The organism is Halobacillus litoralis, assembly GCF_009856355.1.
Lineage (GTDB): Bacteria > Bacillota > Bacilli > Bacillales > Halobacillaceae > Halobacillus > Halobacillus litoralis_B.
In genome coordinates this window covers 63,961-77,834 of sequence record NZ_WMEW01000008.1, presented here as the reverse complement: position 1 = coordinate 77,834, position 13,874 = coordinate 63,961, and the positions used below count along the sequence as shown (strand labels likewise).

General features: G+C 46.9%; 15 protein-coding genes. 10 read left to right on the top strand and 5 right to left on the bottom strand.

Annotated features, from left to right (window positions below; genetic code table 11):
- The first annotated feature begins 74 nt into the window (after positions 1-74).
- The 3 genes from GLV97_RS12495 to GLV97_RS12485 all read left to right on the top strand — a co-directional run bounded on the left by GLV97_RS12495 (position 75) and on the right by GLV97_RS12485 (position 2,631).
- Positions 75-1,211, top strand: a complete 1,137-nt coding sequence (locus tag GLV97_RS12495) for a DUF445 domain-containing protein (RefSeq protein ID WP_160834836.1) — start codon at positions 75-77, stop codon at positions 1,209-1,211.
- 85 nt (positions 1,212-1,296) lie between these two features.
- Positions 1,297-1,656, top strand: a complete 360-nt coding sequence (locus tag GLV97_RS12490) for a YlbF family regulator (protein ID WP_160834837.1) — start codon at positions 1,297-1,299, stop codon at positions 1,654-1,656.
- A gap of 204 nt (positions 1,657-1,860) precedes the next feature.
- The gene (locus GLV97_RS12485) at positions 1,861-2,631 is read left to right on the top strand and encodes an enoyl-CoA hydratase (RefSeq protein ID WP_160889777.1); all 771 of its coding nucleotides are present in this window, start codon (positions 1,861-1,863) and stop codon (positions 2,629-2,631) included.
- A 33-nt stretch (positions 2,632-2,664) separates the two neighbouring features.
- Here GLV97_RS12485 and GLV97_RS12480 read toward each other — a convergent pair whose 3' ends face one another.
- Positions 2,665-2,850 (bottom strand): YhzD family protein, encoded by a 186-nt coding sequence (locus GLV97_RS12480; protein WP_027956550.1) that lies wholly within the window; start codon positions 2,848-2,850, stop codon positions 2,665-2,667.
- Positions 2,851-3,266: 416 nt separating this feature from the next.
- Between GLV97_RS12480 and GLV97_RS12475 the strand changes: the two genes are divergently transcribed.
- The 6 genes from GLV97_RS12475 (at position 3,267) to GLV97_RS12450 (ending at position 10,634) form a co-directional block, all read left to right on the top strand.
- Positions 3,267-4,166, top strand: coding sequence for an ABC transporter ATP-binding protein (locus GLV97_RS12475; protein ID WP_160834839.1), 900 nt, complete (start codon positions 3,267-3,269; stop codon positions 4,164-4,166).
- Positions 4,159-5,418 carry an ABC transporter permease gene (locus GLV97_RS12470; RefSeq protein WP_160889776.1) on the top strand — a complete coding sequence of 420 codons (1,260 nt, stop codon included), beginning with the start codon at positions 4,159-4,161 and terminating at the stop codon, positions 5,416-5,418. The genes GLV97_RS12475 and GLV97_RS12470 overlap by 8 nt, the downstream gene beginning before the upstream one ends.
- 115 nt (positions 5,419-5,533) lie before the next feature.
- Complete coding sequence (locus GLV97_RS12465) at positions 5,534-6,793, top strand: metallophosphoesterase family protein (protein ID WP_160889775.1); 1,260 nt, start codon at positions 5,534-5,536, stop codon at positions 6,791-6,793.
- Complete coding sequence (locus GLV97_RS12460; RefSeq protein ID WP_160889774.1) at positions 6,771-9,662, top strand: AAA family ATPase; 2,892 nt, start codon at positions 6,771-6,773, stop codon at positions 9,660-9,662. Before GLV97_RS12465 ends, GLV97_RS12460 begins: the two co-directional genes overlap by 23 nt.
- Before the next feature lie 84 nt (positions 9,663-9,746).
- Positions 9,747-10,304, top strand: a complete 558-nt coding sequence (locus GLV97_RS12455) for a GbsR/MarR family transcriptional regulator (protein ID WP_160834843.1) — start codon at positions 9,747-9,749, stop codon at positions 10,302-10,304.
- A gap of 135 nt (positions 10,305-10,439) precedes the next feature.
- The gene (locus GLV97_RS12450) at positions 10,440-10,634 is read left to right on the top strand and encodes a sporulation YhaL family protein (protein ID WP_160834844.1); all 195 of its coding nucleotides are present in this window, start codon (positions 10,440-10,442) and stop codon (positions 10,632-10,634) included.
- 31 nt (positions 10,635-10,665) lie between these two features.
- On the opposite strand, the gene GLV97_RS12445 is transcribed toward GLV97_RS12450, so the two are convergent.
- The 3 genes from GLV97_RS12445 to GLV97_RS12440 all read right to left on the bottom strand — a co-directional run bounded on the left by GLV97_RS12445 (position 10,666) and on the right by GLV97_RS12440 (position 12,639).
- The gene (locus tag GLV97_RS12445; protein ID WP_160834845.1) at positions 10,666-11,586 is read right to left on the bottom strand and encodes a peptidylprolyl isomerase; all 921 of its coding nucleotides are present in this window, start codon (positions 11,584-11,586) and stop codon (positions 10,666-10,668) included.
- 198 nt (positions 11,587-11,784) lie between these two features.
- A complete protein-coding gene (locus GLV97_RS20000) occupies positions 11,785-11,967 on the bottom strand; it encodes a hypothetical protein (protein WP_027956542.1) in 183 nt (60 codons plus the stop codon).
- Between the two features lie 120 nt (positions 11,968-12,087).
- Positions 12,088-12,639: a DUF3267 domain-containing protein gene (locus tag GLV97_RS12440; RefSeq protein ID WP_160841662.1), complete on the bottom strand. Its 552-nt coding sequence runs from the start codon at positions 12,637-12,639 to the stop codon at positions 12,088-12,090.
- Positions 12,640-12,865: 226 nt separating this feature from the next.
- Here GLV97_RS12440 and GLV97_RS12435 point away from each other — a divergent pair, with 226 nt between their 5' ends.
- Positions 12,866-13,192, top strand: a complete 327-nt coding sequence (locus GLV97_RS12435; RefSeq protein WP_160834847.1) for a DUF1878 family protein — start codon at positions 12,866-12,868, stop codon at positions 13,190-13,192.
- Positions 13,193-13,271: 79 nt separating this feature from the next.
- On the opposite strand, the gene GLV97_RS12430 is transcribed toward GLV97_RS12435, so the two are convergent.
- Complete coding sequence (locus GLV97_RS12430; protein ID WP_373562339.1) at positions 13,272-13,862, bottom strand: HTH-type transcriptional regulator Hpr; 591 nt, start codon at positions 13,860-13,862, stop codon at positions 13,272-13,274.
- Positions 13,863-13,874: the final 12 nt, after the last annotated feature.

Here is a 13,874-nt window from a genome sequence, read left to right as displayed (position 1 = left end):
TTCATTTCTCTCGTTTGGCATACGCCACGTTTTTCCATTATACTTGGTACACTACGATAGAAAGAGGTTGTACGATGCACCCAATAGTTCTAATTCTTTTAATGATGGGGATCGGGGCCTTGATCGGTGGAGTGACGAACTCGCTTGCGATTAAGATGCTTTTCCGTCCTTACCGTGCCATATATATAGGGAAATTCCGGGTACCATTCACGCCGGGACTTATTCCTAAACGACAAAATGAATTAGCCCGGCAGCTCGGGAAGATGGTCGTTAATCACCTGCTCACACCTGAGGGGATCCGTCGGAAACTGACAGAACCTGCTTTTGTTTCACAGATGACCTCCTGGGCTGAAGGAGAGGCGGAAAGATGGCTGAAGCAGGATAAAACCGTCCAATCGCTCCTGCAGGATTTCCAAATGGATGTTTCTTCGGAGGAAATGAGAACAAAGACGGCTGTTTGGATCGAACAACGGTATCACAAGCTTATGCATGAGTACAGACAACAGGAAATCAGGGAACTGCTGACGCCGGAATGGACGACGAAAGTGGATAACGGCGTGGACCAGGCAGCAGAGCACATCCAAAAAAGTATCGAGAATTACTTCCGGAGTACAGAAGGAAGAGAGAAAGTTTCCGCCCTGATTGATCATTACATGGACAACCAAGGGTTTTTAGGCAGTATGATTTCCTCTTTCCTTGGACCGGACGGGCTGACTGAACGTCTCTATCCAATTCTGCTGAAGTATGTGTCTGATAAGGAAATGAGTGAATGGTTGAAGACGATGCTTCACGCAGAGAAAGACAAATGGCTTGATATGCCGCTCGAATCGGTGGAGGAACGAATCGGATCTGATGAAATCGGCCGCATGATCGGCCGGACGACGGCAGAAGCTCTTCCCTTCGATCAATGGCTGGGGCGATCGGTTGCAGACTGGACCGCACCTATTCAGGATAAGGTGACCAAACAATGGGTGCCTGTCCTGATTAACAAAGCCGTCGACGTTATTTCTGATAAGGTGGAAGGAATGATACAGTCTGTTAGGCTGGCGGAAGTCGTCCAGGAGGAAGTGGAGGCTTTCCAGGTGGATCGTCTGGAAGAAATGGTTCTGGGCATCTCCAGAAGGGAATTCAAGATGATCACGTATCTAGGGGCTCTCCTCGGTGGTTTGATTGGGCTGCTGCAGGCAGTTCTCGTCATGGTGATCGGATGAACCCCTATTCCTATACAGACTTCAGTGAGTCTGTTATAGTGGGGTAGGAATGTTAGAAGTACGAAATTACAGGAGGGCTTATTTTATGGCAAACCTATACGATTACGCTTATGATTTGGAAAAAGCAATCCGCAACAGTGAAGAATTCACGAGCTTGAAAGAAGCTTATGAAGCGGTTATGAATGATGAAGCAGCGAAAACAATGTTTGATGATTTCCGTCAGACACAGATGACGCTTCAACAAAAGCAGATGCAGGGAGAGGAAATCTCTGAAGAAGAAGTGGAGCAGGCTCGTAAAGTGGTAGAACTTGTACAGCAGCACCCACAGATTTCCAAGCTGATGGAAGAAGAACAGCGCCTGAACACGGTCATCAATGATATCAGCCGCATTATTACAAAACCGCTGGAAGAGCTTTACGGTAACCCGGAAGAGCCGCAGCAGTAATACAACAGACCACCGTTTCGCGGTGATCTCCGCCTGCAGAGAAACCTTGTGTTTTTCTGCAGGCTTTTTTTATGCCGTGCATGTCCTTTCCCCGCCGGGCTTTTCTGACAATCTGATGGAATATTGTCGACCTTTGCAGGAGAAGACAGGCGCCCCGGCGAAATGTAACGAATAGAAGACATTATTGAATCCAGGGGGAGAAATATGGGCCACGTTAAAGTTGAAGAACAGGATAATGTTGTGCACATTACGTTGGACCGTGGAGAAAAATACAATGCGCTCGGAACGGAACAGCTGGCTGAATTTGCCTACGTTCTCGATCAGGTGCAGCATTCAGAGGCACAGGTTGTCGTATTATCGGGAAACGGGGACGGCTTTTGTGCCGGTGGGGACCTTGCTATGATGCAGGCAGCGGCTGACCGTGACATATACGACCAGGTGATGGACGATATTGAATATATCGTGAAGTCCTTTTATACAATGCCGAAAGTTGTGATTGCGGCTGTTCATGGGCCTGTCGTGGGACTTGGACTGAGTATTGCCTTATCAGCGGATTATGTGATGGCAGAAGCAGGGAGCCGGTTGTCGATGAATTTTATCGGCATCGGACTCGCGCCGGACGGGGGAGGTCACTTCTGGCTTCAGGAAAGGCTGGGCACCCATCAGGCCAAACACTTTACCTGGAAGGGGGAGCAGATGTCCGCTTCCGAGGCTTATGAATACAAGCTGATTGACCAGGTTGTTGAAGGGCCGGTTCAGCAGGAAGCACGGAACCTTGCTGAATATTGGAGCCGGAGGCCGCTCCGATCCATGATTGCGACGAAGGATATTTATCATAAATATGGGCTGCAGAAGCTTCAAGCCTACCTTACAGAAGAAAGGGAAACACAGTGGAAGTTGAGACACACAGAGGATCATAGGGAAGGTGTGCAGGCCTTCATGGAAAAAAGAACTCCGAAATTTCATGGAAAATGAATGAAGAGCCGCGCTTGATAAGCGCGGCTCTTTTCAGCGGTGGAAAAGAACCAGCCGTCCATCAGGAGATACACAGCGGTGGGTAAACTCACTGTACCCATGCTCCGTCAGTTTGGCCGTCCCTATTTTTTTCGCTTCCTCATCATGTTCAGCTTCAAAGTTCTCATCAAGTACATTCGTTCCGTCTTTTTCGAATACGGTTAAGTAGTAGCGTTTCATGGATGTCCCCCTCAAATGAATAGTTGTTCATTTTATTACATTTGTCATTTGAAGGCGGAATTCCTGCAAGAAGCTTCAAGTTTCTGCATTTTTAATTTGTAAGCTCTGTTAAAGTCTGTGGTTGATATTTTAAACGATTACTAAATCGCCTCCGTCTGGAATCAGGGGTCCGGTCCGTTGTTTACTCAGGGCATGGGATGGCAGGGAAAACCGTCCGCTTTCCGCGGGGCTCGCGGTACCCCGCGGAAAGGGAGTCATTCCCAAGGCCGCCTCATCCAAATCCCATGACAGAAAGGGGTGATCTGAGCTCACATGCTAAATAACAACACCAAGCAATAACAGAGCCAATTTGTAAATAAATTGAAACTTCTGAGTAGACAGATCCGTAAGATAAAAGGAAAGGGGAGGTTACGGAAATGACCTTGCGGTTGGAGAATGTAACAAAGAAGTTCGGCTCGTTTACAGCTGTGGACCATTTATCGATTGAAATACCTGAACAACAGATTTTCGGCTTTCTTGGAGCGAACGGAGCGGGAAAGACGACGACGTTCCGCATGATCCTCGGCCTGTTGGACCAGACAGAGGGCGCTATTTCGTGGAATCAGGGCCCTATTGGCTATGGAGAAAGTCATTTGATTGGATATCTTCCTGAAGAACGGGGACTGTATCCGAAACTGAAGGTGAAAGAGCAGCTTGTGTACCTGGCTAAGCTCCGCGGGATGTCTAAGAAGGATGCAGTAAATGAAATCGATCACTGGCTGGAACGTTTTAAAGTACCGGAGTATAAACAGAAAAAGGTGGAAGAGCTGTCGAAAGGGAATCAGCAGAAGATTCAATTCATATCGGCTGTGCTTCATAAGCCGAAGCTGCTTATTCTGGATGAGCCGTTTTCCGGGCTGGATCCTGTCAATGTAGAAATGTTGAAGGATGCGGTCGTAGGATTGAAGGAAGCGGGGACATCCATTGTGTTTTCCTCCCACCGTATGGAGCATGTGGAAGAACTGTGCGAAAGCCTCTGCATCCTTCATCATGGAGCACCGGTCGTACATGGCAGGCTGAAGGAAATCAAGCGGTCATTTGGAAAGAAGAATATCCGCATTCATGCAGATTTCGATACATCCTATTTACGGTCTTTCAATGGTGTGACCAAGTATAAGCCGCTGGCTGAAGGCTGTGAACTTCAAATCACTGGGGAAGAGGCAGCCGGGGATATTTTCGAATCGCTTCATGGAAGAGGGTTTGTCCGTACGTTTGACTTGGAAGAACCAACACTGAACGATATCTTTATTGAAAAGGCAGGGGCTTCGTATGAATAAATTTTTCATTATGATGGGCCATACATATAAAAACAGGGTGAAATCTAAATCCTTTGTGATTACGACGCTCATTATGCTCGTGTTTATTTTCGCTGTATCGAATCTTCAAACTTTCATTGAGATGTTCAGCGGGGAAGAAGATGAAAATCGAATCGCTGTTCTTTCCGAAAGTGAAACGTGGACGGCGGCTTTCGAAAGGAGCCTCGCTTCCAGTGACGCAGCCGTGGCGGAAGTTTATGAAGGGACACTGGAGGAGGCGAAACAGGAGGTTGAAGATGGAAAATACGAAGCTGTGGTAGACATCCGGTCAGGAACCGGGGAGCTCCCGGAAGCAACGTATTATGCCAACCAGATTGCGAACATAGAAGCAAGTGAGCCTGTCCGGCAGGCGCTGCAGCAGGTGAAGATTGAGCAGGTGACCGAAGAGGCAGGCGTAGCTCCGGAAACGCTGCAGCAGATATCAGCTCCGGTGTCGTTTGAGCTGCAAGCCCTTGAGGAACGGGCGAAATCGGCTGAAGAACTTAACCAGACGCGCGGAATCGTATACATCATGCTGTTCTTTATGTACTTTGCCGTTATCATGTACGGTCAGATGATTTCAACGGAAGTAGCGACGGAGAAATCCAGCCGGGTGATGGAAATCTTAATTTCCAGCGTGTCTCCGGTTTCCCAGATGTTCGCTAAAATTATCGGCATCGCACTCGTAGGGTTGACCCAGTTTGCCATCTTCCTGTCGGTGGGGTACTTCAGCATCCAGCGCAGCGTAGAGGCGGGAAGTGCTTCGTTTATAGGAGGACTGGGGCTGACCGAGATTCAACCTTCGACCATCATTTATGCCGTTGTATTTTTCCTGCTGGGATACCTGCTGTTTGCGACTCTTGCAGCGACGCTCGGATCTCTCGTAAGCCGCCTGGAGGATGCCCAGCAGATGACCGCTCCGATGGTCATGCTCATCGTGGCTGCTTTTATGATTGCGATGTTCGGGCTTGCTTCTCCGGATTCGGCTTTTATTACCATCAGTTCTTACTTCCCATTTTTCACACCGTTGATTATGTTCCTGAGAGTCGGCATGCTGGATGTGCCGATATGGGAGGTTTCCCTCTCCTTAGCTGTGCTGGTCGGTTCGATTGCGCTGCTCGGATGGATCGGAGCAAGAATTTACAGAGGAGGCGTTCTCCTTTACGGAAAATCCTCCTCCTTAAAGGATCTGAAAGCAGCTCTGCAGCTTTCGAAAAAAGAGAAATCTTCCTGAATGATTCCGCCCTTGGCAGGGCGGTCTTTTTTTATTCACACGCTCAAAAGCGAACGTGCATTCGCTGTGAGGCTTTGTTAAAATAAAGAAAAGGTGGAAAGAAGGAGCGGAAGATATGGGGAATGGGATTACATTTGTTCACAGCGCAGATCTGCATATGGACAGCTTGTTTAAGACGAAGGGACATTTGCCGGAGGAACTGCTTGAACGGCTGCGGGCAGGGACCTTTGAAGCTTTCGATCGTCTGATTCAAGTGTGCATAAACGAACAGGCGGATTTTCTCCTGATCGCCGGGGATGTCTATCATGAGGAACTGCGCAGTCTGAAAGCCCAGGTCCATGTACGTCGTGGGTTTGAGAAGCTGCAGAAGCATGACATTCAAGTCTATGTCAGCTTTGGTAATCATGATTTTACGGGAGGGGCGGAGCATGCGGTCTCCTTTCCGGAGAACGTACACGTTTTTCAGAGCGAAGAGGTCCAGGCGTTTCCTTTTTATAAGGAGGGAGAGCGGCTGGCGCATATTTATGGATTTTCCTATGAAACAAGAGCGGTGAAGGACCATAAAGCCCGGGAGTTTCAAAAGACGGGCCATCCTCTGTATCATATTGCCATGCTTCACGGCAGTCTGGAAACGAAGACCGATCATGATGTTTATGCTCCTTTCACATTGGAGGAATTAAAAAACAAGGGTATGGATTACTGGGCTCTCGGTCATATCCATAAACGGGAGGTTCTGTCTTCAGACCCGCTCATTATCTATCCCGGAAATATTCAAGGCAGATCCCAGAAGGAGCAGGGCTCGAAAGGATGTTACGTGATAGAAGAAAAGGAGGGGGAGTGGAAGTCCAGGTTCCAGCCTCTGCACAGCTTTGTTTACGAAAGTGTCTCCTATCCTGTTCCTTCTTTAGAACACCCGAATGATTTGGAGCGGGTATTAGAAGATGCGAAGCGTCAGATCACAGAAAGCGGGGCTTCTGTAATGCTGTCTGTAACGCTTGAAGGCAGTGGCAGCCAGTGGAAGCGCTGGTGGTCTTCAGGTGTCATGGATGAATGGAAAGATATCGTCAACGAAAATGAAGACCTTACACAAGAGGGCTGGGTTTGGATTGAGGATGTCCGGCTGTCGGAGGTCGTAAGCTGGAACGAAGAAGACCTTCACGGGCCTCATTTTACTGGTGAATTCCTGAAAAAAATAAATGAAGCTGATCATGAATCCGTAGATACGTGGCTGGCTCCGCTGTACGGACATAGAAAGATGTCGCGGTTTGTTCCTGCTCTTGACGAAGAAGAACAGGCGGAAGTGCTGGAAAAGGCAAAAACAGAAGCTGTAAATCAATTGATGGGAAGCGGGGATGACGGCTTTGATCATTCATAAGTTACATATCCATGGTTTTGGGAAGTGGACCGGTTTTTCACTTTCTTTTGCTGAGAATCAGCCAAACATTGTTACAGGAAGGAATGAGGCAGGCAAATCCACGCTTTATCATTTCTTTTTATACATGTTCTTCGGCCTCCCGTCTAAGCAGAGGGAATCGTATATGCCTAAACAAGGCGGTGGTCTTGGAGGGACATTGACGATAGAGACGGCAGAGGGGGAAATGGTGACTATCGAACGGTTCCACGACCGTCATAAAGGACAGGCCCTCTGCCGGAACTCCCATGGCAGGGAGTATGGGGAAGAATGGTTGAGAGAACAGCTGAACGGTCTGGAGCGGGAGAGTTTTGAAGCTATTTTCAGCTTCAATGCGGACGATCTCCGTCATTTGGAGACGCTGTCTGCAGAAAGCCTTGGAGAAACACTGCTGGACATCGGCCTTACTGGATCGGACCGGATCAGCCGTACAGAGAAATGGCTGGAAAGAAAAGTCGACGAGCGTTTTAAACCGCAGGGAAGAAAGCCCGTCATCAATGAGCAGCTGCGTGTGGTTGAGGATCTTTATAAACAGACGAGGGCGCTGGAGAAGGAAGAACAGGCCTACCTTCAGCTGCTTGAGGAAAAACAGCAGGCGGTGAATGAAATTGAAGCCTGTGAAAAGGATTGGAAGCGGAAAACCAATGCGTTGTACCGGGTGGAGCAGCTGTTGAAGGCCAGACCGGTACTCTTGAAGTATCATCAAGCGGTGGAGGAACTCCGCCGTCAGGAGTCCATTGTCTTTCCGGAAGGAGGAAAGGAACGGTACAGGCAGCTCAAGGAAAAAATCCTCCCCCTCCAGTCCGAAAGAAAGCTGGTGGCCTCTGATGTCGAAGCTGGAAAAGAAAAGCAGGAAGCTCTATCGGCAGCTTATCAGCCTCAATTCCTTGAAGAGGCAGAGGTTCTTTTACAACAGCGGCCGGTCTCGGAAAAGCTGGCTTATGAGAAGGACCGACTGTTTAAGGAAACCGAGCGCAGACGGGAGGAGCTTTCAAAGGAAGTCCAGTCCCTCGATATTCCTCTGACAGTCGAAGAACTTGATGATTACACGTTTCCTTTTTATATAGAAGAAACGTGGAGGGATTTGAAAAATGAAGAGCAGACTCTGGATCGGGAACGTTCCTATATTCATGAACAAAGTATGGATCTCGAGCGGGAATTTCAACATGTGGAAGCGAAGAAGGGTGAATTGGAGCAGGAAATCATCAGTGAAGACGAAGCGGCCGCTCTTCAGTCCACGATTCAGGAGGTTTCAGGGGCTGCTGCGGCCCGTCGAACCTCAAGGAACAGCGGGGGAGGCCGTCCGAACCGTGCGGCCCTGTTTGTCGGGGCCGTTGCTGTCTTCTCGTGCGGGGCAGCAGCCTTTATGGCAGGAGGAAGTTTTCTATGGCTGATTCTTGGGCTGATTTTATCTTTGGGGATGGGAATGTACGCTTACCAGCTTCCCGGGCATGTCCATCCAAAGGTCCCTGACAGCAGAGAGGCAGAAGTTGAAAAAGCGCGCGGGATACTCCGGAGAAATGAAGAGCGGAGGACGGAATGGAAGCACGTTCATGAACAGTGGAAGCAGTTGAATCATGAAGACATCCGCCTTCAGGAAAAGGAAAGTCTTGCTGCCCAGCGTGGGCGAAGGCTGGATTCCCGGGTGACGGAACAGAGAAGTCTTTATCCTTTTCTAACCAACCTGGATCTAAAACACTGGGAAACTTTGTTTCATAAAGTCGTTCAGCTTCGTGAAAAAAGGGTGGCATACATTCGGGATGTAGAGCGGATCAAGGAGCTTGAAAGGGATGAGAAAAAGGTTGCAGAGGAATTGAAAACGTTTTATAAATGTTTGAATTGGGAATTACTAGATCATACGGTCCATACAAGCTGGAACGAATTGAATGAATGGATTAAACAGCAGGAGCAGTTGGAACGGGATGTCCATGAAAACAAGGAATCCCTGCGAGCATTAGAGCGCCGTCTTAAAAAAATCACGTATCAGCTGCAGGGTTATCTCGATGAAAGAGACCAGCTTTTTGAAGAGTGCGGGGTTGAGAGTGAGCCATCCTTCTACCAGAAAGCAGAGGCAGCGGAAACGGTAAAGAAACTGGAGGAGGAAGCCGCTTCCTATCAGCTTCAAATGGAAGGCATGTTGTCAGAAGCCGATCAGGAAGATGCCGGTGTATGGGAGCAGGTGCCCGAGGAAAGCCGGCTGCTTACAGACATCGACCAGCTTAAACGGGATGTGGAGCACCTGGAAGTCCGGCAGTCCGAAGGCCGCCAGAACCTCGCGGACGTCCGCAGCCGGCTCGAGCATATGGAGCATTCAGATGAACGGTCCGCTCTGGCCCACCGGTATCAGGTCGAGAAGGAGAAGCTGAGAGAACTGGCAAAGGAATGGGCCGGTTATCAGGCGGCCCTCCAAGCTTTAAGGGAAACGAAGCAGTCGTATCAATCCACGTATCTTCCGGCTGTTTTGACGGCGGCTGAGGGTTATTTCCAAGTACTGACGGATCGTCGGTATCAAAGCATTGCAGCTGATGACCATGACCGTGCAATGACAGTGCTCGATCGGGATGGGGTTCTGTTCGCTCCGGGAGAATTATCTAAAGGGACGCGTGATCAGTTATACATATCCCTGCGTCTCGCCCTGGGTGAAACGATGGCTGGTCAGAAGCCTCTGCCCTTTTTAATGGATGACGCGTTTGTTCATTTCGACGAAAGCCGGCTGAAGAAAATGACAGCGATTCTCAGGACAATCTCCAAGCGCCACCAGGTCATTCTTTTTTCGTGGAGAAATGACCTTGAACAAGTATTTACAGATGCGAATATTCAGCGATTAAAATAAATTGAGGTTTAGGTCGCAATCTCAGGACTTTAATGATAAAATGTTCTAAGATTACATGAGCATTATGCAATTGGAGGGTTTCCATTGCCAGAAACAAATAATAAAGACTGGACGAAATACGAAGAAACAATTGAACAATTCATTCAGGTGATTGCTAAAAATATGAGCCTGTACGGGGTGACTCCTTCCATAGGGCGCCTGTATGGCGTGTTGTACTTCTCCGAGGAGCCGATGACGCTGGATGATATGCGTGAAGCTCTTGAGATGAGTAAGACAAGTATGTCCACAGGTGTCCGGGCTTTGTCTGATATGAAAATGGTGGAACCTTCCTTTAAAAAAGGAGTCCGTAAAGACTTGTACAAGTCGGAAGAAGACTGGTACAAATCCTTTACATCCCTTTTTGGGAGCCGGTGGAGACATCATACAGAAACAAACATCGAAGAAGCGGATGAGGCGGTTCAGGAACTGGAATCTCTTCAGAGCCGCACGTCAGATGAAGAGTTGAAGGAAAAGATCCAGGTGGATATTGACCGTTTAAAATATGCCCAGAACTACTACCGCTGGTTGATGAAGTTCATCCATGTTGTTGAATCCGGGGAAATTTTTAAATACGTCCCGAAAATTGATCAAAAGAGTGAATAACATAAAAGACTGCCCCGGCTTCCTCCATCCATAGGAGAGAAGCACGGGGCGTTTTTTTTATGGAAGGGAAGCTTGTTCATATTCAAGCATCCTTGTACATAGGCTAATGGTAAACAGGGCAGGGAGGAACAGCGGATGCTATTCGGTTTGCCGATCTGGGTATTTTTATGTGTTGCTTTTATATTTTTCAGCGGTTATATGGCCTTTCGGGCGATGAGAGCGGAACATTCATTGGAGCAGGAATTCATTGAAAAAGAGGGTCAGGTGTATTTAAAAAGGATAGAGCGGGAAAAGCAGCGGCGGGGAAAACAGAAAATGACGTCAAATTAAAAAGCCGGGTGAAGGCTCACCCGGCTTTTTATTATTCTTCTGTATTCTCTTCTTCACTGCCTGATTCTTCATCTGCGGCTTCGCCTTCTTCAGACGAATCATCGAACAAACCTTCGAATTCATCAAGCTTCACATCGATTTCGGCATCTTTTTCAAGCTGATCCATCTTCTCTTGAAGCTGTGCCTGGTCGACCTGCTGGCTGACCAATGTGCGGCGGATTTCATCTTTGGTATCTTCATAAGACTCGATATCTTCTTTGTCGCGCTTGTCGGTTACTTTAATGATATGGTAGCCGAACTGTGTTTCCACAGGTTCACTGACGCTGCCTTTTTCCAGCTCGTATGCTTTCTCTTCAAATTCAGCGACCATTTGACCAGGGCCGAACCAGCCAAGGTCTCCACCGTTTTCAGAAGAGCCGTCTGTGGAGTATTCTTCAGCAAGTTCTGCGAAGTCCCCGCCGTCATCCAGCTTTTTCTGAACTTCTTCAGCGGTTTCCGCATCTTCTACAAGAATATGGCTTGCTTTAACTTCTGTTTTCATGCGTTCATAATACTGCTTCATTTCTTCTTCTGTAATCTCGACATCTTCGGATGCCGCTTTTTCCTGAAGAAGGCTCATACGGATGGTTTCCTTAAAGGCATCTTCATCAGAAAATCCATTCTGCTCAAGAACCGTTTCAAACTGTTCTCCGTACTGGTCTTTCAACGTCTGCAGTTCTTCTTCAACCGCTTCATCGGAAACTTCATAGTTGTTGGCCAGCACTTCTTTCATGACAAGGCTTTGAAGTACCTGCTCGCCATACTGGCTTTTCAGTTCCTGATAGAACTCTTCTTTCGTCACTTCTCCATCTTTCGTCTGGACGACTACTTCAGAATCGTCTGCGCTTGATGAACAAGCCGAAAGGGTAAAGACACTTGCTGCCAATGCAGCAGTAATGGCTACTTTTTTCATGTGCATGACACTCCTAAAACATTTTGTAATTTTTCATGACGTAGAGGTTATAGAAACAGCCTATGAGTAAATATAACACATTTTCCCTGTTCTATACTATAATGTTCAATGAAAAAGGAAAGCCTGCTTCCATCCTCAGCCTTTCCTAATCCAGAAGAATATAAAACAGGCCGCTGAAGGGATCAGCGGCCTGGGTCATTATAGTGTATTTAAGACTTCCACATAGGATGAAATGAGTAAAATTGTGATCAGCACATTAATTGTTCGGAATACACGAGTCTGCTTCTCGTTCGACATTTTCGTTTTTAAGCATAAGGAATGTGTGAGTGAGTTAAACACGAATAAAATGACGAGCGCGTACAAGCTGAAACCAAATGCCATGTTGATGAACCTCCTTTATTCCCTATGAAACCACTCTATCAAAGTTTCCCTGGATTGAACAGGAAAACCCTGTTCCTGTTCATAAAAAAACAGCGCTCCGTATGAACGCTGTTTGTGATTTTATGCTTTCGGCTGGTGGATGAGAATATCATAGCCGTCTTTGGCATTTTCAATGATGCATTTCTTCGGTGCTTTGGCGAAATGACTGACGTAAAGAAAATCAGAAAAAGACAGGCCGATATTAACGGAGGCAAACAGCACCAGATAAGCGAAGTAATTCGGGAAGACATAGCTCATGACGAGTGTTGGAACAGTAATCAAAAAAGTCGGTGCCAGCGCCATCATCATGGACATTTGTTTGGACAGCCTTGTCTTGCATTGATAGGTGAACGTTGGTACGCAGCGTTTCCTGAATTTAAAGTGAACCCGAAGCCGCTTATAGCTGAGCATCAAAGGCAGCATATGCATAAGCCTGTGAATCGACGGCAGAAAGAACAGAATGACCAGAAGCGGTATGAAACCATGGTCGTTCATATCATGCGTCGCATGGATCATGGAAAACGGCAGGTAAAGAATTAAAAAGGACAAGAGTCCTGTGAGAATAGACATGATATAAACACGGTTTAATCCGAATTCTTTATTGATGTTCACTGATTTCCAGCAGTTCATCATAAGAATCCCCCCTTACTACAAAAAATGCTGTGATTTTATTATGATTATCGATATGATAGGAGTACGTTTTCTCTAACGTTTTATTAGCACAAGACGAATAATAGTATGTTTAGAGACAAAAAGCAATAGGTTTTTCGTAAAAAATACCGCTGAAGATTTCACTGGATATAAAAACGGTGGTAACCCCTGCTGTGACAAGGGTGAGAGCGAGTGGGGAGGGAAATGTATGAAGAATGTGAATCTTTGTGACACTCTTTCTTTTCAACTGAAATTATTGAGCAGCATGAAGGAGATTGACCGCTATCCTTTTACTAAATTAGTGATTGAAAGAAATTTAACAGAACGGGAATATGACGAGACGATGAACCTGCTCCAGACCCTCTCGGATATCTATGAGGCAGAGAGGGAAGAGGGGCTGCTGGATTACTCTTCGTTACTCTTTCACTATGCGGGGATGGTGTGCTGGAAGCTTCCGATTACACAATCACTCGCAGCCCTTCATAGCGAGGGGTATTATAAAGAACTGACAGAGCTTCTTCTGTCTTATACATAAAAAACCCCTTTCCCATGCATGGCAGGAAAGGGGTTTACACATATAAGTCCGCGTTTATGAGATAAAAGCACTTGGAGCCTTAAGAAGAACGAGACTTCTGTGACTTTTGTTTGTACTTTTCCAAATCCGTCGGTTCCGACACCAAAGCCTCTTCCTCAATGTTTTCAAGGGAACGCTCCAATATCTCCATATATTCATCGCCGTAAATCTCTTTAATGAGGGCGGATAAATCCAGGAATTCAGGAAGTTTACCAAACATCTCGGTCATCGGCATGACACCTTTGAGCACCGAATTGTCATCCGGATCGTACTCATTGAGTGTGGATTCCAGAAGGTCATTTCCTTCAGGAGTCAATTCCACATAAGTATTCCTTTTGTCATTCTCACGTTTGGAGAATTGAAGAAGTCCACGTTCCTCCATTTTCTTTGAAAAATTGAAAGCAGTAGAAACGTGCATCACACCATATTTGGATATTTCAGAAATGCTGGCCCCTTTAAGGTGGTAGGCAATCCATAGAATATGATGTTCATTGATGTTTAACTGAAAAGGTTTGATCCAGTTCTGCCAGTCCTTCTCGATGGCTTTCCAAAGCGCTTTGGACAATTGTGCCATTTTATGACTATAATAAATGGCTTCTCGCTTTGTGATCTTATCCTTCACCAATTTCACCTTCTTTGGGTA

Bases quoted from the DNA above. Each gene is read 5' to 3' on its own strand.
- GLV97_RS12495 (WP_160834836.1), top strand. From the start codon at position 75: ATGCACCCAATAGTTCTAATTCTTTTAATGATGGGGATCGGGGCCTTG.
- GLV97_RS12490 (WP_160834837.1), top strand. From the start codon at position 1,297: ATGGCAAACCTATACGATTACGCTTATGATTTGGAAAAAGCAATCCGC.
- GLV97_RS12485 (WP_160889777.1), top strand. From the start codon at position 1,861: ATGGGCCACGTTAAAGTTGAAGAACAGGATAATGTTGTGCACATTACG.
- GLV97_RS12480 (WP_027956550.1), bottom strand. From the start codon at position 2,850: ATGAAACGCTACTACTTAACCGTATTCGAAAAAGACGGAACGAATGTA.
- GLV97_RS12475 (WP_160834839.1), top strand. From the start codon at position 3,267: ATGACCTTGCGGTTGGAGAATGTAACAAAGAAGTTCGGCTCGTTTACA.
- GLV97_RS12470 (WP_160889776.1), top strand. From the start codon at position 4,159: ATGAATAAATTTTTCATTATGATGGGCCATACATATAAAAACAGGGTG.
- GLV97_RS12465 (WP_160889775.1), top strand. From the start codon at position 5,534: ATGGGGAATGGGATTACATTTGTTCACAGCGCAGATCTGCATATGGAC.
- GLV97_RS12460 (WP_160889774.1), top strand. From the start codon at position 6,771: ATGACGGCTTTGATCATTCATAAGTTACATATCCATGGTTTTGGGAAG.
- GLV97_RS12450 (WP_160834844.1), top strand. From the start codon at position 10,440: ATGCTATTCGGTTTGCCGATCTGGGTATTTTTATGTGTTGCTTTTATA.
- GLV97_RS12445 (WP_160834845.1), bottom strand. From the start codon at position 11,586: ATGAAAAAAGTAGCCATTACTGCTGCATTGGCAGCAAGTGTCTTTACC.
- GLV97_RS20000 (WP_027956542.1), bottom strand. From the start codon at position 11,967: ATGGCATTTGGTTTCAGCTTGTACGCGCTCGTCATTTTATTCGTGTTT.
- GLV97_RS12440 (WP_160841662.1), bottom strand. From the start codon at position 12,639: ATGATGAACTGCTGGAAATCAGTGAACATCAATAAAGAATTCGGATTA.
- GLV97_RS12435 (WP_160834847.1), top strand. From the start codon at position 12,866: ATGAAGAATGTGAATCTTTGTGACACTCTTTCTTTTCAACTGAAATTA.